The 20589-nt window shown below is 60.0% G+C and carries 20 protein-coding genes; 15 read left to right on the top strand and 5 right to left on the bottom strand.

The genetic code is table 11. The annotated features are described in order from the left end of the window. Positions 1-115 precede the first annotated feature (115 nt). From E1958_RS01845 to E1958_RS01860, 4 genes are read left to right on the top strand one after another with little or no spacing between them, the layout of a single operon-like run. Positions 116-1042, top strand: coding sequence for a metal ABC transporter solute-binding protein, Zn/Mn family (locus E1958_RS01845; protein WP_133510376.1), 927 nt, complete (start codon positions 116-118; stop codon positions 1040-1042). Continuing rightward, positions 1039-1797 carry a metal ABC transporter ATP-binding protein gene (locus tag E1958_RS01850; RefSeq protein WP_133510348.1) on the top strand — a complete coding sequence of 253 codons (759 nt, stop codon included), beginning with the start codon at positions 1039-1041 and terminating at the stop codon, positions 1795-1797. The genes E1958_RS01845 and E1958_RS01850 overlap by 4 nt, the downstream gene beginning before the upstream one ends. 3 nt (positions 1798-1800) lie before the next feature. Next, complete coding sequence (locus E1958_RS01855) at positions 1801-2673, top strand: metal ABC transporter permease (RefSeq protein WP_133510349.1); 873 nt, start codon at positions 1801-1803, stop codon at positions 2671-2673. Beyond that, entirely contained in the window at positions 2666-3118 is a 453-nt protein-coding gene (locus E1958_RS01860; RefSeq protein ID WP_133510350.1) for a Fur family transcriptional regulator, read from the top strand. The genes E1958_RS01855 and E1958_RS01860 overlap by 8 nt, the downstream gene beginning before the upstream one ends. Before the next feature lie 98 nt (positions 3119-3216). Here the strand turns inward: E1958_RS01860 and E1958_RS01865 are convergent, their stop codons facing one another. Further along, on the bottom strand, positions 3217-4011 hold the full coding sequence (locus E1958_RS01865) for a sulfite exporter TauE/SafE family protein (RefSeq protein WP_133510351.1): 795 nt from the start codon (positions 4009-4011) through the stop codon (positions 3217-3219). Positions 4012-4392: 381 nt separating this feature from the next. Between E1958_RS01865 and E1958_RS01870 the strand changes: the two genes are divergently transcribed. After that, on the top strand, positions 4393-4626 hold the full coding sequence (locus tag E1958_RS01870) for a DUF433 domain-containing protein (protein WP_133510352.1): 234 nt from the start codon (positions 4393-4395) through the stop codon (positions 4624-4626). A 20-nt stretch (positions 4627-4646) separates the two neighbouring features. Next, the gene (locus E1958_RS21815; RefSeq protein WP_166664574.1) at positions 4647-4838 is read left to right on the top strand and encodes a hypothetical protein; all 192 of its coding nucleotides are present in this window, start codon (positions 4647-4649) and stop codon (positions 4836-4838) included. Between the two features lie 703 nt (positions 4839-5541). On the opposite strand, the gene E1958_RS01875 is transcribed toward E1958_RS21815, so the two are convergent. Then, positions 5542-6573, bottom strand: coding sequence for a hypothetical protein (locus E1958_RS01875; protein WP_133510353.1), 1032 nt, complete (start codon positions 6571-6573; stop codon positions 5542-5544). Between the two features lie 573 nt (positions 6574-7146). Then, complete coding sequence (locus E1958_RS01880) at positions 7147-9678, bottom strand: efflux RND transporter permease subunit (RefSeq protein ID WP_133510354.1); 2532 nt, start codon at positions 9676-9678, stop codon at positions 7147-7149. Positions 9679-10187: 509 nt separating this feature from the next. Here E1958_RS01880 and E1958_RS01885 point away from each other — a divergent pair. Genes E1958_RS01885 through E1958_RS01895 form a run of 3 tightly spaced genes read left to right on the top strand, consistent with a single transcriptional unit; the run spans position 10188 to position 12643 of the window. Continuing rightward, entirely contained in the window at positions 10188-10418 is a 231-nt protein-coding gene (locus tag E1958_RS01885; RefSeq protein ID WP_089729856.1) for a type II toxin-antitoxin system Phd/YefM family antitoxin, read from the top strand. Continuing rightward, on the top strand, positions 10415-10801 hold the full coding sequence (locus E1958_RS01890) for a type II toxin-antitoxin system VapC family toxin (RefSeq protein ID WP_133510355.1): 387 nt from the start codon (positions 10415-10417) through the stop codon (positions 10799-10801). The genes E1958_RS01885 and E1958_RS01890 overlap by 4 nt, the downstream gene beginning before the upstream one ends. A 48-nt stretch (positions 10802-10849) precedes the next feature. Further along, a complete protein-coding gene (locus E1958_RS01895; RefSeq protein ID WP_133510356.1) occupies positions 10850-12643 on the top strand; it encodes a SagB/ThcOx family dehydrogenase in 1794 nt (597 codons plus the stop codon). Here E1958_RS01895 and E1958_RS01900 read toward each other — a convergent pair. Then, positions 12570-13430 (bottom strand): methyltransferase domain-containing protein, encoded by an 861-nt coding sequence (locus tag E1958_RS01900; protein ID WP_133510357.1) that lies wholly within the window; start codon positions 13428-13430, stop codon positions 12570-12572. The two genes, E1958_RS01895 and E1958_RS01900, sit on opposite strands and share 74 nt — an antisense overlap. 71 nt (positions 13431-13501) lie before the next feature. Here E1958_RS01900 and E1958_RS01905 point away from each other — a divergent pair, with 71 nt between their 5' ends. The 3 genes from E1958_RS01905 to E1958_RS01915 are packed head-to-tail and all read left to right on the top strand — an operon-like array spanning position 13502 to position 18113. Then, entirely contained in the window at positions 13502-13705 is a 204-nt protein-coding gene (locus tag E1958_RS01905) for a hypothetical protein (protein ID WP_133510358.1), read from the top strand. After that, positions 13702-14622 carry a DUF4007 family protein gene (locus tag E1958_RS01910; RefSeq protein WP_133510359.1) on the top strand — a complete coding sequence of 307 codons (921 nt, stop codon included), beginning with the start codon at positions 13702-13704 and terminating at the stop codon, positions 14620-14622. The genes E1958_RS01905 and E1958_RS01910 overlap by 4 nt, the downstream gene beginning before the upstream one ends. Beyond that, complete coding sequence (locus E1958_RS01915) at positions 14619-18113, top strand: hypothetical protein (RefSeq protein WP_133510360.1); 3495 nt, start codon at positions 14619-14621, stop codon at positions 18111-18113. Before E1958_RS01910 ends, E1958_RS01915 begins: the two co-directional genes overlap by 4 nt. Before the next feature lie 20 nt (positions 18114-18133). Here the strand turns inward: E1958_RS01915 and E1958_RS01920 are convergent, their stop codons facing one another. Next, positions 18134-18811 carry an IS1595 family transposase gene (locus E1958_RS01920; protein WP_133510361.1) on the bottom strand — a complete coding sequence of 226 codons (678 nt, stop codon included), beginning with the start codon at positions 18809-18811 and terminating at the stop codon, positions 18134-18136. A 101-nt stretch (positions 18812-18912) separates the two neighbouring features. Between E1958_RS01920 and E1958_RS01925 the strand changes: the two genes are divergently transcribed. The 3 genes from E1958_RS01925 to E1958_RS01935 form a co-directional block, all read left to right on the top strand. Continuing rightward, on the top strand, positions 18913-19137 hold the full coding sequence (locus tag E1958_RS01925) for an antitoxin of toxin-antitoxin stability system (RefSeq protein WP_133510362.1): 225 nt from the start codon (positions 18913-18915) through the stop codon (positions 19135-19137). Positions 19138-19167: 30 nt separating this feature from the next. Beyond that, on the top strand, positions 19168-19953 hold the full coding sequence (locus tag E1958_RS01930; RefSeq protein ID WP_133510363.1) for a phosphoadenosine phosphosulfate reductase family protein: 786 nt from the start codon (positions 19168-19170) through the stop codon (positions 19951-19953). An 82-nt stretch (positions 19954-20035) separates the two neighbouring features. Further along, positions 20036-20589, top strand: a 554-nt coding sequence (locus E1958_RS01935) for an ATP-binding protein (RefSeq protein ID WP_133510364.1), incomplete at its 3' end; no start/stop codon positions are given.

The following is a 20589-nucleotide window of genomic DNA, read 5'->3' on the forward strand; positions in this document are numbered from 1 at the left end:
TTCGCATGATATTGTTATGTTATATTCTTTCGCGACCGCTGCCGCCGGTGGGTGCGACCCCAGCCAGGTTGACACGGCCGGTGCCTACCAGTCTGCGAGAACCGGAATCCAGCCGATGCGTTATACCTTGCTGCTTCTGTTGCTAGTTTCCGCCGTCGGCCCAGCCGTCGGCCGGGCCGAGCCTCTGCGCGTCTTTGCCAGTGTGGTGCCGATCCGGACCTGTGTCGAAAGGGTCGGCGGCGAGCACGTGGATGCGCGTGCGATGGTGCGACCGGGTTACAACCCCCACACCTATGATCCGACGCCGCAACAGATCAGTGCGCTGGCAAAGGCCGTGCTGTATGTGCGGGCCGGGGTGCCGTTCGAGGATGCCTGGATGGAGCGCATCCGTTCCGCCAATCCCGCCATGCAGATACTCGATGTCCGTAGCGGCATCGACCGGCGTGAGCTGGAGGCCCAGGGGCACGACGGCGATGGCGATGCGCAGGGCCCGTCAGGTCATGATCGGCACCAGGACCGCCACGGCCAGGCAGCGGATCATGCGCATCACCATGCATCCGACCCCCATGTGTGGACCAGCCCACCGCTGGTCAAGCACCTGGCCGGGGTGATCCGCGCCAGGCTCGCCGAGCTGGACCCGGCACACGCGGCGGATTTCGCCCGCAACCACGCTGCCTACGTCGCTGAGCTCGAGGCCCTGGACCGGGAGCTCCGGACCCTGCTGGAGCCGCTGCGTAATCGCAAGTTCATGGTCTTCCACCCGGCCTGGAGCTACTTCGCCGCTACCTACGGCCTGGTCCAGATACCGATCGAGCGTGAGGGCAAGGAGCCGGGACCCCGGGCCCTGACGGCCCTGATCGAGCAGGCCAGGCGCGAGCAGGTGAAGGTCGTCTTCGTCCAGCCCCAGTTCTCCCGAAAATCCGCCGAGCAGGTCGCCCGCGCCATCGGCGGGCGGGTGGTAGCCATCGATCCGCTGGCTGCCGATTATGCCGCCAATCTGCGCCGGGTCGCCCGACAGATCGTGGGGGCCGCCGCAAGATGAGGTCGCCGCGATCCGTCATCGAACTCCGGGACCTGAGCTTCTCTTACGGTGCGGCGCCGGTGCTGGAAGCCGTGAGCCTGCGGGTGGTAGAGGGCGAGTTTCTCGGCATTATCGGCCCGAATGCCGGCGGCAAGAGCACGCTGCTCAAGCTCATTCTGGGGCTGCTCGAGCCCCAGTCCGGTGAGATTGTCGTCCTGGGAGAGCGCCCGCGCGCGGCGACGCGACGGCTCGGCTATGTCCCCCAGTACCCCGGCTTCCCCAGGGATTTTCCGATTACCGTGGAGCAGGCGGTGCTGCTGGGGTGCCTGGGTCGCCGTTCGCGGCCCGGCTGGTTGGGCGCCTTGGCACCGGGCGCCCTGGGCAAGGCCGAGCGGCAGGCCGCCCGGCGGGCCTTGGAAGAGGTCGCGGCGGTGGACCTGGCCGGGCGCCGGATCGGCAGCCTGTCCGGCGGGCAACTGCAACGGGTGCTGCTGGCGCGGGCCTTGGTCTCCGAGCCGACGGTCATGCTTCTCGATGAGCCGACGGCGAGCATCGATCTGCGCCTGGAGAGCGACATCTTCGACTTGCTGAAGCAATTGAACGCGCGTATGACGATCCTGGTCGTTTCCCACGACGTGGGCTTCATCTGCAGCTATGTCACGCAGGTCGCGTGCGTCAATCGAACCTTGGTCTGTCATCGCACGGACGTCATCGACGGTCAGGTCATCCAAGACCTGTACGGGGAGCAGGTGCGCATGGTGGCGCACCGGCATTGACGCATGACGGCATTCTTCGCTGCCCTGGCGGAGCACGAGTTCCTGCAATCGGCCTTGATTGCCGGGCTGCTGGCCAGCATCGGCTGCGGCGTCATGGGGACCTATGTGGTGGTGAAGCGCATCGCGTTTCTCGCCGGCGGCATCGCGCACTCCGTCCTGGGCGGTATGGGGGCAGCCCTGTACTTCGGATCCGATCCCTTGAGCGGGGCCCTGGTGGCTGCCGTTGCTGCGGCCCTGCTGATGGGTTGGGTGCGGCTCCGATGGAAGGCGCAGGAGGACACCTTGATCGGCGCCCTGTGGGCGATCGGAATGGCGGTAGGCATCTTGTTCATCGCCAAGACGCCGGGCTATCAGACCGACCTCATGAGCTATCTGTTCGGCAATATCCTGTTGGTACCGCAGGCGAGCCTATGGTTCATGGTCGCCCTGGACGCCCTGCTGCTGAGTATCGTCGGCGCCTACCACCGCCAGTTTCTCGCCGTCGTCTTCGACGAGGAGCTCGCCCGGCTGCGCGGCATCCCGGTGACCTTCTTCTATCTGCTGCTGTTGGTGTTGGTCGCCCTCACCGTGGTGCTCCTGATCCGGGTGGTGGGCCTGATCCTGGTCCTGGCGCTCCTGACCCTGCCCGCCGCCGTCGCCGGCCACTATGTCCATTCCCTGGGTGCCATGATGCTGCTCGCCACGCTGCTCGGCGGTGTGGTGAGCACCTTGGGACTGGCCCTATCCTACGGGCCCGATCTGCCGGTCGGCCCCGTGATCATCTTGCTGGCGGGCGCCCTATACATCGTCTCCGCGCTATTCACCCAGTCCCGCGCACGCCGTCGGGCGCGGGCGTCCGTCGTCACCGCCGCGACCGGGGGCAAGGCGGTTGGATAAGCAGAGATTCGCCGAGGTCCTGCGCCGCGCCGAGCAGCGCTGCGCCGAACGCGGGGCCAAGCTGACCACGCAGCGGCGCACCGTGTTGGAGCTCCTGTGGGCGTCCGACACGCCCTTGAGCGCCTACGAGCTCCTGGATCGGATGCGGGCCGGCATCCGCAACCCGGCCCCGCCGACCGTCTATCGGGCGTTGGACTTTCTGCTCGAGCAGGGCCTGGCGCACAAGCTGGAGAGCCTGCATGCCTTTGTCGGTTGTACCCATCCGGATCATCCCCATGTCGGCCAGTTCCTGATCTGCGCCGCTTGCGGCGACGTGGCGGAGCTGGAGAACCAGGCCGTTATGCAAAGCCTGCGCTCCGCTGCGATGGCGATCGGTTTCGAGACCAGACGCCCGGTCATCGAGCTGTTGGGGACCTGTGCCCAGTGTGCGCGCAAGCAACTTTAGTCGCCAGCTACCAGTCGCCAGCTGCCAGTGGCTGGAGGCCGGCGACTGGTAGCTGGAGGCCGGATGCGGTTCACTGGGTTCCCCCGTACCGGGTTCCGTCATCCCCAGAGCAGCTTTGCCGCCACTATCAGTACCAGCACGGCAAAGATCCGCTTGAGCACCGGTAACGGGAGGGTATGGGCAAGGCGCGCCCCGATAGGGGCGGACGGCATACTGGCGAGCAGGATGCCGGCCACCGCCGGCCAGTAGACGAAGCCCGTGCTGCCGGGGGGCAGCCCCGCATGTCCCCAACCCACCACCATGAACCCCAGGACCCCGGCCAGGGCGATGGATGGCCCGCATGCGGCGGCGGTCGCGACCGCCCGGCGGATATCCAGGCCCGAGCGGGTCAGGAAGGGCACCATAAGGGTCCCGCCGGCGATGCCTAACAGTGCCGAGAGGGAGCCGATTCCAGTAGCGACCAGACCCAGCACCGGCCTGCTCGGCAACTTACGGGCCCCAACTTGGGCACGTTTGAACAGCATGTCCAGGCCCACATAGAGCTGAAAGAGCCCGAAAATGCGCCGCAGCCAGGTCGCGTCCAGTAATCCGGCCATGGCCGAGCCGATCCAAGCGCCGATGACTAACCATGGCGCCAGGATGCGGACCAGATCCCAGCGCACGGCACCGCGCCTGTGGTGTGAATAGGCCGATGCGCTGCCGGTCCCGATGAGGGTCGCAAGCGAGGTCCCCACGGCGAGGTGAAAGCTCCACTCCGCGGCAAATCCCGCCCCGGAGAAGATCCAGACCAGCGCAGGTACCACGACGATACCGCCCCCGACCCCCAGCAGGCCGGCTATCAACCCGGCAAAGACACCGGTGCCCAGATAGGCCGCAAGCTCGATCCAGCTCATGGTCGGGGATCATTATGGGCTACGGAACCGCAAGGGCGCAAAGGACGCAGAGGTCCCCTGTTTATTTGAACCGCGGAGACTCGGGGGGCGTGGAGAATTGGCTTTGAAAGATTTATCATTCGGTTGTCCTGACGGTAAAGGTCTGAAAGATAACAAGGTTCTTTACCGATGGTAAGTTATCCGGCAATGCCATTAAGTTAGCTGTTGGCCGCTTGTCGTGGTGGGTCGGAATACGCAAGAGAAAACGACGAAGCGCGCGAATCCATTCGTGAGGATTCGCGTGATGCGTCGTTTTTTCGCTTACTTTGCCGACCGGTAACGCCTAACTTAATGGTATTGAGTTATCCGGGACCCAACACTTATGCCAAAGAGGTCTGCAACATGGAATGGGATGATCGAATCCTGATCGACCCGACTATCTGTCATGGCAAACCCGTCATTGCAGGTACCCGAGTGCCGGTCGCCATCGTCGTCGGAAGCCTGGCAGGGGGTATGAGCTTCGAAGAAGTCCAGCGAGAATATGGCTTATTGCAAGAGGACATTCGGGCTGCACTCGCATTCGCCGGCGCCCTGGTCGAGGAGGAATCTTTTCACCCACTACCGGGCGCGGCATGAAGTTTCTGCTGGATGCCAATATGCCGCACTCGACTCTGGCTGTGTTTAGGGAATACGGGCATACAGCAAAGCACGTTCGGGACATCGGCATGGGCGACGCACCCGATCACAGGCGGGATGCGGCCGTCCATGGCCTGTCCCGCTCTACGCGCTTCGTCGTTTTCTCTTGCGTATTCCGACCCACCACGGCAAGCGGTCAACAGTTCACTTAGTGGCATTGGCTTCGATTGGATCCGCATCTTCTACGGAGCAAGCCGGTGCGCACCATCGAATGTCGGGCTAGGGCGCGTTCGAAGGTATTTGCATCCCCCACCATCGAAAGGCGCGCCTGACCCGACCTACAAGACTTGAAAAATCACCACGACCAATTGGCCCGTTGGCGGGCCGAGCAGCCTTGACGAGGGCAAACCGACTGCGACCGATTTGCGTTGATTCGCGTTCATTTGCGGCAAAAAAGTTCAGTGGTAGGTCGGGTTAGGCGCACCTTCCGAGCAGGATCGGTCCGCCATCTATCGACGGTTCCGGGTCCATTTGCGTCGATTTGCGGCTGATTTTCCCCTGGGGATCCTGCCGGGACCGGTAGGGTGGGCTGTGCCCACCGACTCGACTCACCCGGCACCGATGAGGCTGCGGGAAGCGTTTGAACCGCAAAGACGCAAAGCACGCAAAAAAAGTAGTGCTCAATGATATTGAGTATAGGAAAATACGGCTTTTACCCACGGATTCTCACGCATGGAGCCCTCCGCGGCGCGGAGCTTTCGCGTTCCCACGCGGCGCGTGGGAACGAGACAACGTGCCCTGTGGGCAGGATACGCCGGGGGAGGTTCAGAAGAGGAAGATGGCATTGAGTGATAACATCCTCATCGATACCGGATTCCGGATTGGCTTGCTTGATCCGAGCGATGACCATCATGATTACAATGAATTTTGATTTTCGTTATCATTAAAAAAATCAAAATATTGCGATACTATTGCCATTAGGGTCAACAAAGCAGCAAGCTCTATGGCAAGGAAGCTATATATATTCATGTCGTTGAATATTGTACCCAATAATCGAAAGTAACTGGGATTGATTATTCCTATAATTCCCACCGCAGATGATAAGACAGCCTGCGTTACCGAAACCACGATCATGATCGGGCCTGGTCTGAATATCAGTAACAACAGAACTAATGACGATGCACCGGCAAAACCCACTACCGGTAGACTATGCCCCACATCCGGAATGGAAAAAAAGCTCTCATGCCAAATCGAATAGATCCTGGTCGGTACCCAGACTAAAAGGAACATGTACACTAAAAGCAATTGATCTTTCATTTGGGGAGTTATGGACTGTCTTGAAAATCTTAGAAAGAATAAATACCAAAAATAGAGGGTGCCGAACATTGCGGCGGATGCAGTATAGATATAATCCACATAGGCTACCACGGATCCTCTGGCCAGAAAATCGGCAGTTCCATTGAATCTCTGTACGTCGCTTTCAGTAATCCCTAAGTTCGCCGCCACACACTTTTTATATCCGGATATGGCCGCTTCGGGTTTTATCTTATCGTCTAAAACATTTCTGCGCTGTGTTTCGGCACACTGTACCGATTTCTGCAAGGCATTGCGGTTCGGGTGCTGCAGTTGGAAGGGGAGGTGCGGCGGTCCCTTTTCCTGGGCATCGGCATTGATAAGCAACAGAATAATCGACAGGATTATCAACAGAATGGTGTGCCCGAATATATATTTTTTACTGAATATCTCCGGTTTTATGGAAATTGCAAACAAGCCTGCAGCCCATGGAAGAACAATCAAAGCGAATAGGCTGTGATTGGGTTGATTTATTAAAGCCCTTATGGACTCCGGGTAAGGTACGGTGGCAATGACCGAAAAAACATAACAGAGCGCCAGGCCGAAATAGGCACTAACGCTGATTACAAAGACTTTCCTTGGTTTCTGTAACATTTTTCTATCCATATGAGCCTTCAGTGTTGAAAACGCCGCCTTGGCGTGTTTGGGGGGCTCCCTTCGGGCGCAGCGAGAAGCGACCAGCTGCGTTGTTGCGCGAGCTTGAAAGAGGACCGGCTATTCCTGCGCTCGCGCGCCTCGCATCTGACCGCTTCTCGCCTCGCTGAGAACGCAAAATAAGGCGAAATGGGGTACTCGATTCCGGCAACGCTTACCGGAATGACGAGGTGGGGTCTGAACGATTACTCGGATAGAAAGGACCGCAACCCCCATGCGCCCATGGAGGCCTGCGTACGGCTCTTCACATGTTTCGTCTCAGATGGAAGTGAAATTTCCTCCTGCTCAACTGCAGTTGTAAATCAAGTATAGGAATAAAAGATTAAAATAGGGGCCCTAAAAAATTCCCTCCCTGGGTTTCTTCAACCCGGCGCCCGCATAGTGTGGGCACCAAGCATCTTCATTTTCATGCACTTAGGCGCAGGAAAATGCAGCCCGCGTAGGGCGGGAAAGCGCAGCGCATCCCGCCAAAAGCCTTCCGGCGGGTTGCGACCATCCCTGGTCTTACCCGCCCTACGAGTTCTCAGGCCCCAGCGGTTTGAATCGAACGATGAGTAATGGCAACAGGGTCAGGTTGGCGATCAGTGCGATCAGCATGGCCAGACCGGTGAGCAGGCCGAAATAGATGGTGGGGATGAAGTTCGACAGGACCAGGATGGAGAAGCCCAGGGTGACGGTGATGGAGGTGTAGTAGATGGCCCTGCCGACGCTGCCGTGGCTGCGTTCGACGGCGGCCCAGTAGTCGCCGTCGCGTGCGAATTCTTCGCGTACCCGGTGGGTGTAGTGGATGGTGTTGTCCACGCCGATGCCGATCGAGATGGCGGCGATGGTGATGGTCATGATGTCCAGCGGGATGCCGAGCCAACCCATGGTGCCGAGGATGACGGTCGCCGCTACCATGGTGGGCACGCTGCCGATGGCGGCCAGCATCCAGTTCCGGAACAGGATCAGCAGCATGGCGCCGATGGCCAGGAAGACGACGACCAGGGTGAGGATCTGGGAGCGGAATAGGCTCTGGAGCACATTGTTGTAGAGCACCAGCATGCCCGAGAGGCGTACTTGCGTCGCTTCCAGGCCCAGCTTGTCGACCAGATCTTTGCGGATGCGTTTTATCAGCTCGTCCCGCTGCAGGTCGGGGTCGGAGTCGATGACCCGCACGGAGAAACGCAGCTGATTGCCGTCGGCGGACATGTAGGGCGTGAACAGGGTATTGCGGATGTTCTCCGGGAGCCGCTGGTACAGGACCGCAAGGCTCAGGTTATCCAAAGGCCCGTTGTTGATGAGGGTGGCCAGGGCCATGGTGGTGGAGATCGAGAGCACCTTGCCGGTTTCGGGCAACCCCTCCAGGTAGGCATGTATCTGGTCCGCGACCGGAAGCTGGAACATGTTGAACCAGTAGCTGTCCCCGCTGATCCCGGTGCTCTCGTCCTCGGATAGCTCGTCCTGGTACAGGGGGTCTGCTTCGAATTCATCCGAGTCTGTGGGTTTCTCTTTGGCGATTTCCTCCTCGGCGATCATCTCTAGGAAGGTCCGGTCCGGTCCGACAATCACGTCCAGGGGCGTGGTCCCTCCCAGCTGGCGGTCGATGAGGAGCATACCCCGATAGATCTCGGTGCTGTCCTTGAAGTAATCGATAAAGCGGTTCTCCACCGTAAGCCGCAACAGGCCGGCGACGCTCAAGGCCACGAGCAGGGCATAGACCCATAGGGTCGGGGTCCGGAAGCCTTTTATGAGGCGGGCCAGGGAGCGGGTGATGGCAGCAGTCACGTCGTGGTGACGGAAGACCGGTTTACCCGGGGTGAGCTGGACGGCGCTCGTGGGAAAGAGCAGGAAGCACAGGACGAATGCCAGACCCACACCCACCACCATCATCCAGCCGAAGTCGATGACCGGGCGGATACCGCTGATGATCAGGGAGGCGAAGGCGACCTGAGTGGTCAGCGCCGTGTAGAGCGACGGCAGGAACTTGGAGCGGATGGTCTCCTTGACCAGGACGCGTTGCCCGCTCTGGGGATTCAGCGTCTGTAGCTCCAGATAGCGCACCACCATGTGCACGGTCAGGGCCAGGGCCGTGATCAGCATCAGGGAGATGAAGTTCGAGGAGACCACCGTCACCCGCCAGTCCATCAAGCCCAGAAAGCCCATCATGCCAACGGCGGCGGCGGCGCAGATCAACAGCGGGATCAGGATCCAGCGCAGGCGCTTGAAGGCCACCCCCAGCAGGCCGATCAGGAACAGGGCCACGCCGACGCCGAACACCCGGATGTCGTTGCGCACATAGTCGATCATGTCGGAGGCGATCATGGGGATACCGCCCAGATAGATCTCCGCCATGTCCCGGTGGCGGTCCAGGACGGCGCGCACGGACGCGATGTCCGCCTGCCGCTGGTCCTGAAGCCGGGCGGCGTGGGCCTTGAAGTCTTCGGATACGGCCTGCAGCTCGGCGCTCTCCTCGGGACTGAGGGCGCGTTGGGATTGCTCCAGGCGCAGGGCCTCGCGCCTTTCGAGCAGGCGCCGGTATTGCTCGTCACGGTGCAGGCTTACCCGCATGGCGGTGGTGCGCCCGTCCGGGCTCACGACCAGATTGCGGTATAAGGGGCTGGTGGTAAGCTCCTGGCGCGCCAGCTCGCGGTCCGTGCCTGGGGTCTCGAGGGTGCGCTGTTCCTTGCGGATCTCACTGAGGGTGACGCGGGGGCTGTCCATGAGGGGCACGTCGAGCAGGGTGGTCACGGACTCGACCTGCTCCAGCGCGGCCAGCTCATCGCGCAGCTCGCCGATGTCCGCGAGCACCTGATCGGACATCAGGTCTGCGCGGGGGCTGTAGGCTACCACCAGGAACTCGTCGGAGCCGTAACGGGCGAGTACCCCACGGTAGTAGCGCAGATCCTCGTCGTTCTCCAGGATCAGGGAGTCGGCGGACGCGTCCAGCTTGAAGCCCTGGGCACAGTAGGCCGCCACGGCCATGAACAATGCGACCCAGAACAGGACCGACAGCGGTCGGTCGAGGGTAAGGCGGTAATAGAGGTCCGTGAGCTTATTGAGCATCGCTATCTCCCAATGGCAGACGCGGATAACGTCCGAATTTCCGTCTATTGGGGGCCTTGAAAAAATTCCTGCCATGGAATCTTTCAACAGCCGAAACCGGGAATGTACTTTCGACTCCGCTTTACTATCCGCGCGGCTTTCCGAATTGAACCGGGCAGGGCATCCTCACCCCGCGCGGGTACTTGAATCTTTTAAGGTACCCTATTGTCAACGGCTACCCGGGATGGATCAATCGCTGTGTTTCAGGTCGTGTTGACATTCGGCCAGTGATCTTCATCGACACATCGGCGTTCTATGTGATCTTGGATCGTGCTGACCGGCCGTACGCCGCGGCACGAGCGACCTGGATAGGCATTCTGTTACCCGCAAGCGCGGTGTCCCTGACGCCAAAGCGTCGTGCTTGTCCTAAGCCCACTGACAAAGATTGCATTGCCAACCCTGCGATAGGCGACTATAGTGGGACCAACTAATGGGACCAACTGAGTCGCAGCCGCAAGCGAGGCAGCTCCATGCAAGCCACCGTCAACATTCACGAGGCCAAGGCCCGGCTCTCGTCCCTGATTGCTCGTGCCGAGGCTGGAGAGGAGATTGTAATCGCTCGCGCCAACAAGCCGATCGTGCGGCTGGTGCCGGTTGCGCCGCCGAAGGTCCAACGCCGGCTCGGAGAGGCCAAGGGCATGGTGCGTATCGCCCCCGATTTCGACGACCTGCCCGATGACCTGAGGGAGCACTTTAGGTGAGGGTGCTGCTCGATACCCACAGCCTGCTGTGGCTGGTTACCGACGATCCACGGCTCTCAGCCAACGCGCGCAAAACCTTTTTGGATATTGACAATGAGCTGCTGTTCAGCGCCGTCGTCGGTTTCGAGATCGCGGTCAAGCACAGCCTAGGCAAGCTGGAGCTGGCAGAGCCCCCGCGCACCTTCATCGACAACCGCATCCGCAACAATGCGCTTACGCCCTTTCCGATCACGCTGGCCCATGCGGTACGTGTCGCCGAGTTGCCCTTTCACCATCGCGACCCCTTCGATCGTCTGCTGGTCGCCCAGGCGTTGGAGGAAGACCTGCCGCTACTGAGCGCTGACAACGCCCTGTCCGCCTACGGTATCCGCCAGCTTTGGTAGATTTCCACCGAACAGATATCGCCGACTCCTTAGAAAGGCTCCGATCCCATGAACGATACCCCAGCCAGTGCCGATCGCCTTGACATCGTCCTCCGGTACCACCAGCGGACGAAGCATCACATCGGCCATTACGCGCGCGCGCTGGGATTCATGGATTGGGCCAATCAGCCCGACCCGTTCCGTCGCTTCGAGGGCGCCCCGCTGTTACGCCTCGTGCGCCCCGTCGATGACCTTGGTCCGACCTATGACGCGCTATTCGATGGATCATGGGCGGAGCAGGCCACGGCCAGGCGCCGGGCGCCAGCCCCAGCCCCGGACCAGGCACCACCGAAAGCGGGCGCCGGCGGTCTGATCCGAGCCGACCAGGTCAGCGCGTTTTTCTATTACGGCCTGGCGCTGAGCGCCTGGAAGGCGATCAAAGGTAGTCGCTGGTCCCTACGGGTCAATCCCTCCAGCGGCAACCTGCATCCGACAGAGGGTTACCTGATCAGCGGACCGATCGAGGGTCTGACCGATCGGCCGGCGGTGATGCATTACGCGCCGTTCGAGCACGGTTTGGAGGTGCGCCGATGGATCGAACCGGCCAGCTTCCGGACCCTATGCCATGCCTTCGGCGCCGTCGGCTTGGTGGCGCTCAGCAGCATCCATTGGCGCGAATCCTGGAAATACGGCGAGCGGGCTTATCGCTACTGCCAGCATGATGTGGGTCATGCGATCGGGGCCTTGAGCCTCTCGGCGGCCAGACTCGGTTGGCAGGTGTCCCTGATCGAGTCCGTCGGCGACGCGGACCTGGTCGCTTTGCTGGGGCTCGACCGGCAGACAGGTGTCGAAGCGGAGCATCCGGACGCGCTGCTCGCGATTGTGGCGCCCGAGCCGGCGGACGCTGGCTTGTCCAAGGCAACGGCGCCCCAAACTCTGGTCTGGCGAGAAGCGATCGAGCAGATCGGCGCCGCACCCTTGCTGGGTGAGCCTAACCTGCTCAGCCGAGAGCACCACCCGTGGCCGATCATCGACGAAGTCACCCACGCCGGCGCTAAACCCTCACCCACGGGTTACAACCCGGCCGCCGCCCACGAACCCTCCGGCGTCATCCCCAGCCATGCTGCAGAGGCACCCGAGCGGGACTCGGCGTGGCTCGACCTGCAAAGGGCCCAGCGTCAGGCGTTGGCCGGGCGACTCATCCGACAGCGTCGCAGCGCCCTGGACATGGACGGGCGGACGCGCCTTCGGGCCGCCGACTTCTATGTCATGCTGGCGCGCACGCTGCCCTCGGCGAGCCACCCGGTCTGGCGGGGTTGGCCCTGGCCGGCCTGCATCCATCTGACGCTGTTCGTGCATCGTGTCGACGAGCTGACGCCGGGGCTCTATCTACTCATTCGCCGGCCGGGCGCCGAGGATCTGCTGCGCAGGCTGCTGTCAAGCGAATTCGAGTTCAGCAAACCGCCCGGTGCCCCCGAGGGGTTGGGCCTGTATCGCTTGCAGGCGGGTGACTATCGCGAGGCAGCCAACGCGATCTGTTGCCACCAGGACATCGCTGAGGCGGGTGCCTTCGCCGTCGCGATGCTGGCCGAGTTCGAGCCTCGGCTGATTTCACCGGGTCCATGGTTCTATCGTCGCCTGTTCTGGGAGACGGGCCTGATCGGCCAGCTGCTCTATTTGGAAGCCGAGGCAGCGGGCGTGCGAGCTACGGGCATCGGCTGTTTCTTTGATGATGTTCTGCACTCCGTGCTCGGCCTGGAAGGTCAAGCGCTGCAGTCGCTCTACCACTTCACCGTCGGGGGGGCGGTCGATGATACCCGGCTCCAGACGTTGGAGGCGTACCAGCACCTTGACCGCACGTGACCGCCCGTCCCCAAGACAAAGGGTACGCAATCACAAAGGTACGGCGAAAGGGAAAGAGGATCTTGCCGTCGGGGTGGGGCCGATAGTGAGCGGCGACCTGGGCGCGCAGCAGCCGCACAAACCGTTGCCGTTCATTAGCGTCATCCAATGCCTCGAGAAAAGGGCGCAGCCCGGTGCCTGCCATCCAGTCGACGATGGCGTCGGAGCTGTCCAGCCGGTGAAAATACTCGGTCACCCAGATATCGACGGCGGTAGCCTGTCCGGCGAGGAGATCGTAGTAGACCGACGGCTCTTCCATCGTCAGCGCTGAGCGGGCAACAGTCATCCGATCGCGCCACATCGGATCCTCGGCTATCTCCTGTATGAGCTTACGGATCCCCACGTCGCCGTTGCTCGGAATCTGAAAGCCGAAGGCGCCGCCAGCGGCGACCGCCGAGAAGAGTCGCGGTAGTAGCCTTCGATGGTCACCAAGCCACTGCAGGGCCGCGTTGGAGAAAACAAGATCGACAGGTCGGTCCGGGACCCAGTCGGAAAGGTCGGCGCATATCCAGTCCTGCGCCGGGTAGGCCGCGCGGGCGGCGTCGATCATCTCCGGCGAATTGTCTATACCGCGAACAATCGCACCTGGCCAGCGTGCACGTAATACCTGGGTGCTGTTGCCGGGGCCGCATCCAAGGTCGACAATCTCCTGCGGTGCTTCCACATCGATACGGGCAACAAGGTCCACCGCCGGCCGCGTGCGCTCATCGCCGAATCTGAGGTAATGCCGTGCATTCCATGTAGCCATATTTGAAGGCTTGATGTGTCACATAACATAATCTATGTTACATAATATTGAGGCCCAACCAAGAATACGTCGTGCCCGTAGGTAGAAGCGGTCGGATCGTTATCGAGATCGACCCGGAACAGAAACAAGCGCTTTACGCTGCCTTGGACAGAGACGGATCGAGCTTAAAGCAGTGGTTTCTGGAACGGGTCGACGAGTATCTACGGGACGGAAGGCAGCTATCCCTGCGACTCATGGTGGCCGACGGCGACGAAGACGATAGGGGATACGGATGAGATTCACGGGCGAAAAGGCGGTCTTCGGACGCCATGAGACCTTCGCCCTGCGCTATGGCTGGCTCACTAAGGGGACACAGGCTCTAATGAGTGGTGATCCGGTCTTCGAGGCCGAAGACGCGACGGTCAGGCTCGGCGTCGGCAAGAACATGGTCACATCGATCCGCTACTGGCTCCAAGCGGCCCGCCTGATCGTCAAGGCGGATGACGGCTGGAAGCTGACCGATACGGGGGCCTACATCTTCGACGACAACGGCTGCGATCCCTACCTCGAAGACGAAGCAACCATCTGGCTGGTCCACTGGCTGATCGCATCAAACCCTGAACTCGCCACATCCTGGTGGTGGTTCTTCAACCGTTTTCACAAGCCCGAGTTCACGGCGACGGAGCTGGTCGCGGCCCTTCAGGATTTCGCGCGGGAGGAAGTCAAAGGCCGATACGCAGGCTCAACCCTCAAGTCGGACACGGCCGTGTTATTGCGTATGTATGTCCGCTCTGCGGCTGGAGGCAAAGTTCCCGCCGAGGAGGCGTTGGATTCCCCCCTGGCGGTCCTGGGACTGGTCTCGAACCTGTCGGGGCCCAAGACCTTCGAGTCACGTCCCGCCGTGCGCAAGGGTCTGCCGCCGGGCATTCTCGGCTTTGCTATAGTTGAGTTATTGTCAGCATTGAACGAGCAACAGATCCCCATCGAAGAACTCATGTATGGGCGCGTGGGATACCCCGCGATCGGGGGCCTATTCCGCCTGACCGAGGCCGGGTTGCTCGGCAAGATTGAGGAGTTGGCGAGGGAGCTCCCTGATCTCTTTTCCCTGCGCGAGTCCGCGGGGATCCACCAACTTTATCTCTTACGAAAAGCAGTGCCGACCGAGCTGCTCGATTACCATTATTCGGAGATGATTCAGGACACCGCGGCATGAGTCTCGCCGACAAAATCGCGGTCAACGCGCACTACACCCGTTCGGTTAATCTAGAGCGTGACTTTCAGTCTCCGGAAGTGGTGCGGGGTTACATCCCGACCACACGCGCCATCCAAACGCTCGGCCGGGTGGCTGCTACCCTGACCGCGGATGCCACGCCCTGCGCCTGGTCCCTCATTGGGCCTTATGGGACCGGCAAATCTTCTTTCGCCGCTTTCCTTACCTGCCTCCTCTCCGGGCCCGAAACGGAGCGCGCCGAGGCGGCAATGGACGTCCTGCAACGCACCGAAACCACGCTGGCCGACCGTTACCGCGCACTGCAAGCCGATACCAAGGGATACTGTGTGGTTGTACTGACCGGCAGCCCGGAACCGATGGGCCGGAGACTCGCTCAGGCGCTTGCCAAAGGCGCTGCCGACTATTGGGCCAATCGGTCAGGACGCCGGCCTCAGGTCATCGGGCAACTTCAGCGCCTTGCCGATCGAGAGCGCGTGCCGACGAGCGACCTGCTGGCGGCCGTCGTTTCCCTGCAAGAGGCCCTTGCCCAAAGCGGTGCCAATGGCCTCCTGATCGTGATCGACGAACTGGGTAAATTCCTGGAGTACGAGGTACGGCACTACGGAGCCAATGACATCTTTCTGCTTCAAGCATTGGCTGAGCGGGCCAATGCTGCACATGCCGCCACGCTCACCTTGGTTGTGCTGCTGCACCAAGCGATGGACCGATACGCCTGCGGGCTGAGCGAGACCCTGCGCAACGAATGGGCCAAAGTTCAGGGCCGCTTCGAGACGGTGCCTTTCATCGAGACCGCAGAGCAGACTCTGCGTATCGTTGCTGCTGCCTTTTCCCATGACTTGAACGACGCCGAACGGGCCAAGGTCTCGAAACAGACAGCGCAGAGCATGGCCCAGCTCGTCAAGGCAGATGCCTTGCCCAAGGCCCTGGACGAGGAAACCGCCGCTGCGCTCTTCGAGCGTTGCTATCCCCTCCATCCCCTGAGCACCCTCTTGCTACCAACCCTGTGCCAAAAGGTGGCCCAAAACGAACGCACCCTCTTCAGCTATCTCGGCAGCCGCGAACCCCACGGATTTGCCGACAGCCTGCAACGCTTGTCCAGCGTGGGCGAGTGGATTCTGCCCTGGGAGATCTACGAGTATTTCATCCTCAACCAATCCGCCGCCGTTGTGGATCACTACACCCGCCGCCGTTGGATGGAGGTGGTCACTGTGGTCGAGCGACTCGGCGATGCCCCGGCGCGTGAGGTCCTGCTCCTCAAGTCCATCGGGCTCCTGAACATCATCGGCGCCCAAGGTGGATTCAAGGCGTCGCGGGAGGTCGTGGAGCTTTGTGCCGACCCGCCGGGGACCGCGGCTGCCACTGCTCGCAGTCTCCAAGCAAAATCCGTGTTGCAGTACCGCAGATTCAGCGGCGAATACCGGGTGTGGGAAGGAAGCGATTTTGATCTCGATGCCGCGGTGGACGAGCAGGTCGAGCGCAGCGGGCGCTTCAATCTCGCCGAGGCCCTGAACAAGCGCCAAGCCCTAGAGCCCATCGTCGCCCGGCGGCACGCGATCCGAACCGGCGCCCTGCGCTGCTTCGTGCCCAGCTTCGCGGACGCCGCCTCCTTTCGTCGCTTGCCGGAACAGGGGGAAGACCCGCGCGTCATCTTCTTTCTCGTCTACAACCAAGCCGACCGAGACCGCCTCTCTACTGAGGCGCTCGGATACTTCAGCGAGACCGATATGGTCGTCGAGTGCCCGGATGCGGATCGGCTGCGTCAAGTGATAGTCGAAGTAATGGCGCTGGAGGCCGTGCGACGAGAGGCCCAGGCGCTCAACACCGATCCCGTTGCCCAGCGGGAGTTCAAAGACCGCTACGCCATCGCCCTCGGCAACGAGCAAGACCTGCTCCGAGGTATCGCCGAAAACCCAGATACGAGGACTTGGTACTGGAAGGGCGAAGCGCTAGGGGTCAGCACCAGGCGCGAGCTGCAATCCGCCCTTTCGCACGTGCTCGACCGCCTATATCACGCCAGCCCTATCATCCAGAACGAGCTAATCAACCGGGATAAGCTCTCCTCTCAGGCCGCCGCGGCCCGCAACAAGCTCCTCGCGGCCATGCTCGACAAACGGTCGGAGCCGGGGCTGGGAATCGACAGGTATCCACCGGAGCGGGCCATCTACATGGCCCTGCTGCAAGCGTCCGGTATTCACCGTTTGGTTGACGGCAGTTGGCAATTCGGCCCGCCCACGGTTGATGACAGGTTCAACCTGGAGCCGGTCTGGCGTCGCATCGAGCAGTTCGTTGCCGACGCCCAGGACGCCCCGCAACCCTTTACGGCTTTGGACGAGGTTTTAGAGGCCCCACCTTTCGGCCTCAAGCGAGGGGTATTGCCGATCCTCTCTATTGCGGCTTACCTATCCGGTGAAGACCAGATCGCCTTCTTCGAAGAAGGCCGCTATGTGCCCTATTTGACCACGGACCAGCTTGAACGCCTCGTGCGTCGACCGGAAGACTTTGCCATTCAAAGCTTCCGTATCGAGGGGTTACGGGCTTCACTCTACAAGGAATACGCAAAGCTCCTGTTCGGAGACTCGGACCGCGAAACCAGTGTTTTGGCTATAGCCCGCCCCCTCGCCAAGTTTATGGGTGATCTGCCCGAGTTCTCGACCACCACCAAGCGAGTCTCGCCCACTGCCCAGAAGGTACGCAGCGCCTTCACACTCGCCAAGTCCCCCCAGGTCTTGTTGTTCGAGCAACTCCCTGTTGCCTGTGGACTCTCCAGCATCCAAACCTCGCAGCCGGACGAACAGCAACTCAGGACCTTCTCGGAACGGCTCAGGGAGGCCCTGCGGGAGCTGAAGAATGCCTACCCTGACCTGCTCGCCCACTTCCAAAAACTGACTGCCCAAGCGTTCAACTTGGATCGCGCTTCAAACCTGGCCGATCTGCGTGCTGTGCTGCGGGGTCGGCTCGAAGGGCTCGACAGCTACACCATCGACATCGACGGTCTGCGCGCCTTCATCCGCCGCATTATCAAGACCACGGGCGATGACGAGGAATGGTTCTCCAACCTCCTGCTGTTCCTCGGCCAAAAGCCATCCCGCAAATGGACCGACAGCGAAGCAGAGGCGGCGGAATACCGACTTGTAGAGTTCACCCGCCGGATTCATGATCTCGAGAAACTGCGTGTACATTACGATGGACAGCGGCAGAGGCAGGATACGGATTTCGACGTGGTTCTCCTGCGTGCGGTGCGCAAAGGGGTATCGGAGCACGACGAAGTAGTGTACATCGATGGCGAGACACGGGCGGCATTCAATAGCGCCAAAACCGCCGTCGAGCAAGGGCTCTCGGGGCTTCACGATAGGGAGCTCAAACTTGCACTGCTCGCGGAGCTAGTCGACGAATGTTTAGGCAACAAGCGTGCGGTTGAACACCCAAATCGCGAAGAAGGCGAAGATACACGGCTAAAGCTCACCACGGGGTAATCGTTTGGGTCTAGATAACTTTAGAGTTGATTTTCTCTCAGTAGAGTTAGTATTCTATCATAGAGGTTTTCCTCTCGGTGATTAAATCTGAATTCACATTCTTTGAGGTGAAAATAGAACGTTTCTTTGGGAACACCATTGAACTTAGCAAGCCTTCGTTTGGCATACGACCAGAATGATTCAATGCCATTGATATGGCAATTCCCGCGGGCAAATTCGTTCTTACCGTGATGGACGCGAAGATGCTTTTCGTACCCCACGTCGACGAGCCCGTTATAGCCTCTCCAACCGTCCGAGTGGATGATGCTGTCCAGGGATGCCTTGCCCCGGATCGCAGCCTGTAGCTGCTTCTTGGAGGCATCAGGGACGATTTCCGTGTAGACTTTCCCCTGGCGTTCCAGTAACCCAAAAACAATCGTTTTACCGGATGCTCCGCGACCTCTTTTGCCGCGAACACGTCGCGCGCCGAAATAAGATTCATCGACTTCAATTTCGCCGGACAAGGGCGATGAATCTTCACAAACCTGGGCCATCCTGATTCGTAGCTTTAAAAGTATCTTGTTTATCGTCGGGCGGCTTATATCACTCAGATCGGCGATTTTCGAGGCCGGTAAATCGTGCACGAAATAACGTATAATCGCCCTGAATTTAGCTTCCGAAATGTGTGAACGCCTGAAATACTTGTTTTTTCCTTTCATAACATAACCTTAGCATACATTTGAAGATGCTAAAGTTATCTAGACCCATCGTTTTTTCATACTGCTAATACATTACTCGGAACGCAATAGGAACCATTGAGATGCAGGCCATCGAATTCGAAACCCGAATCGACGAAGAGGGCCAGGTTCGGCTGCCGGAAGAATTTCACTATGCTTACGGCAGATTGGCCCGACTGGTGATTCTTCTCCCGGAGTCTACGGAACCGCTTGATAAAAGGCGTCGTCCCGGAAGCGCGAAAGGCATTCTCAAGGTGTTGTCCGAGGACGACGAGCACCTGAACGATTTCCGGGATTACATGCGATGAGGATATCGAATTACACCCTCGGAGGTGGTCATGGCTGACACAGTAAAACCGGTTCGGCATGTCCTTGGCCTCTCCGGCGGCAAGGACAGCGCGGCCCTGGCCATCTATCTCAGGGAGCAGGGGCGGGTGCCGGAAATGGAGTACTTTTTCTGCGACACGGGCGCCGAGCTACCTGAGGTCTACAGTTTCATCAATCGGCTTGAGGATTACCTGGGGAAAAAGGTTGAGCGCCTTGACAGTGGCCGGGATTTCGATCATCACCTGAAACTCTTCGGCGGCTATCTCCCCTCTCCACGCCAACGTTGGTGCACACGAGAGATGAAGATCAAGCCGTTCGAACGGTTCATCAAAGAAGACGAAGCGATTTCCTATATCGGAATTCGTGCGGATGAGAACCGCGAGGGTTACATCAGCACCAAAAAGAATATCAAGCCCGCATTCCCGTTCATCCAGGATGGCATCGTCCGGGACGATGTTTTCCACATCCTGGAAGAGTCGGTAGGCGTGCCCGAGTACTACCGATGGCGCAAGCGATCCGGATGCTACTTCTGCTTTTTTCAGCAGCGGCAAGAGTGGCTGGGTCTGAAACGGGAGCACCCGGAACTCTTCGAGGCCGCAAAAGGTTACGAAAACCAAAAAGACGGCTACACCTGGGTCCGGGGGTTGACTCTCGATGAGCTCGTCGCGCGAGCGGAACAATTCGACGCAAAGGATTTTGACAGACATGCTCGGAATCGAACGTGGCAGGAAATCCTGCGCCAGGACTGCGAAGATGATGACCCGGAAGAGCAGGCATGCCTGATCTGCTCCCTATAGCGGAGCATCTCAAGGCAATGAGAAAGAACGTGAAACCTGCTTTCGCGCGTGGCGAACGATCCTTAATAATGGGGTAAGTAATATGGAAAAGGTCTCCGTACCCGCACAAGCTGGAAGGCTGATAAATGCGGTCGCAAGTATTGGTTATGATCCTGAAGTCGCTCTTTGTGACCTCATGGATAACTCAATCGATGCCGATGCTCGGATGATCCGAGTCGTGCTTGTCGAGGATATACATGAAGAAGGCCAGGCCGATACGGTAGGTCGATACATCATTGCGGATGATGGCTCCGGAATGGAGAAGGAGCAGCTGGTCAATGCATTTACGCTTGGCAGTGACCGCGAATATCCGGGAGGATCTCTTGGTAAATTCGGATTAGGCCTGAAGTCTGCCGGGCTTGCGCTGGGAAGCCGTATCACTCTTATAAGCAAGACCGCTTCATCTGAAATATGTTGTGCTGTGTTATCCATCTCGGATGTCGTTGAATCAGATGATTATCGGATCGCTTTGGGTTCCCCACCTGGGGATCTCAAGAGTACCTGGGAGGACAATGCCCCGAATTCGGGGCACGGAACGGTACTTGTTATCGATGAAGCTACCGAAAGCCGGCCAGCATTTGCCCAATTCAAGAGATA

The sequence above is a fragment of the Candidatus Thiosymbion oneisti genome (assembly GCF_004359955.1).
In the GTDB taxonomy this organism is placed as follows: Bacteria; Pseudomonadota; Gammaproteobacteria; order Chromatiales; family Chromatiaceae; genus Thiosymbion; species Thiosymbion oneisti.

Coding starts and splice junctions, on each gene's coding strand:
- E1958_RS01880 (WP_133510354.1), bottom strand. CDS start 9,678: ATGCTCAATAAGCTCACGGACCTCTATTACCGCCTTACCCTCGACCGA.
- E1958_RS01875 (WP_133510353.1), bottom strand. CDS start 6,573: ATGTTACAGAAACCAAGGAAAGTCTTTGTAATCAGCGTTAGTGCCTAT.
- E1958_RS01925 (WP_133510362.1), top strand. CDS start 18,913: ATGCAGGCCATCGAATTCGAAACCCGAATCGACGAAGAGGGCCAGGTT.
- E1958_RS01915 (WP_133510360.1), top strand. CDS start 14,619: ATGAGTCTCGCCGACAAAATCGCGGTCAACGCGCACTACACCCGTTCG.
- E1958_RS01910 (WP_133510359.1), top strand. CDS start 13,702: ATGAGATTCACGGGCGAAAAGGCGGTCTTCGGACGCCATGAGACCTTC.
- E1958_RS01845 (WP_133510376.1), top strand. CDS start 116: ATGCGTTATACCTTGCTGCTTCTGTTGCTAGTTTCCGCCGTCGGCCCA.
- E1958_RS01930 (WP_133510363.1), top strand. CDS start 19,168: ATGGCTGACACAGTAAAACCGGTTCGGCATGTCCTTGGCCTCTCCGGC.
- E1958_RS01885 (WP_089729856.1), top strand. CDS start 10,188: ATGCAAGCCACCGTCAACATTCACGAGGCCAAGGCCCGGCTCTCGTCC.
- E1958_RS21815 (WP_166664574.1), top strand. CDS start 4,647: ATGCCGCACTCGACTCTGGCTGTGTTTAGGGAATACGGGCATACAGCA.
- E1958_RS01870 (WP_133510352.1), top strand. CDS start 4,393: ATGGAATGGGATGATCGAATCCTGATCGACCCGACTATCTGTCATGGC.
- E1958_RS01900 (WP_133510357.1), bottom strand. CDS start 13,430: ATGGCTACATGGAATGCACGGCATTACCTCAGATTCGGCGATGAGCGC.
- E1958_RS01920 (WP_133510361.1), bottom strand. CDS start 18,811: ATGAAAGGAAAAAACAAGTATTTCAGGCGTTCACACATTTCGGAAGCT.
- E1958_RS01865 (WP_133510351.1), bottom strand. CDS start 4,011: ATGAGCTGGATCGAGCTTGCGGCCTATCTGGGCACCGGTGTCTTTGCC.
- E1958_RS01895 (WP_133510356.1), top strand. CDS start 10,850: ATGAACGATACCCCAGCCAGTGCCGATCGCCTTGACATCGTCCTCCGG.
- E1958_RS01850 (WP_133510348.1), top strand. CDS start 1,039: ATGAGGTCGCCGCGATCCGTCATCGAACTCCGGGACCTGAGCTTCTCT.
- E1958_RS01855 (WP_133510349.1), top strand. CDS start 1,801: ATGACGGCATTCTTCGCTGCCCTGGCGGAGCACGAGTTCCTGCAATCG.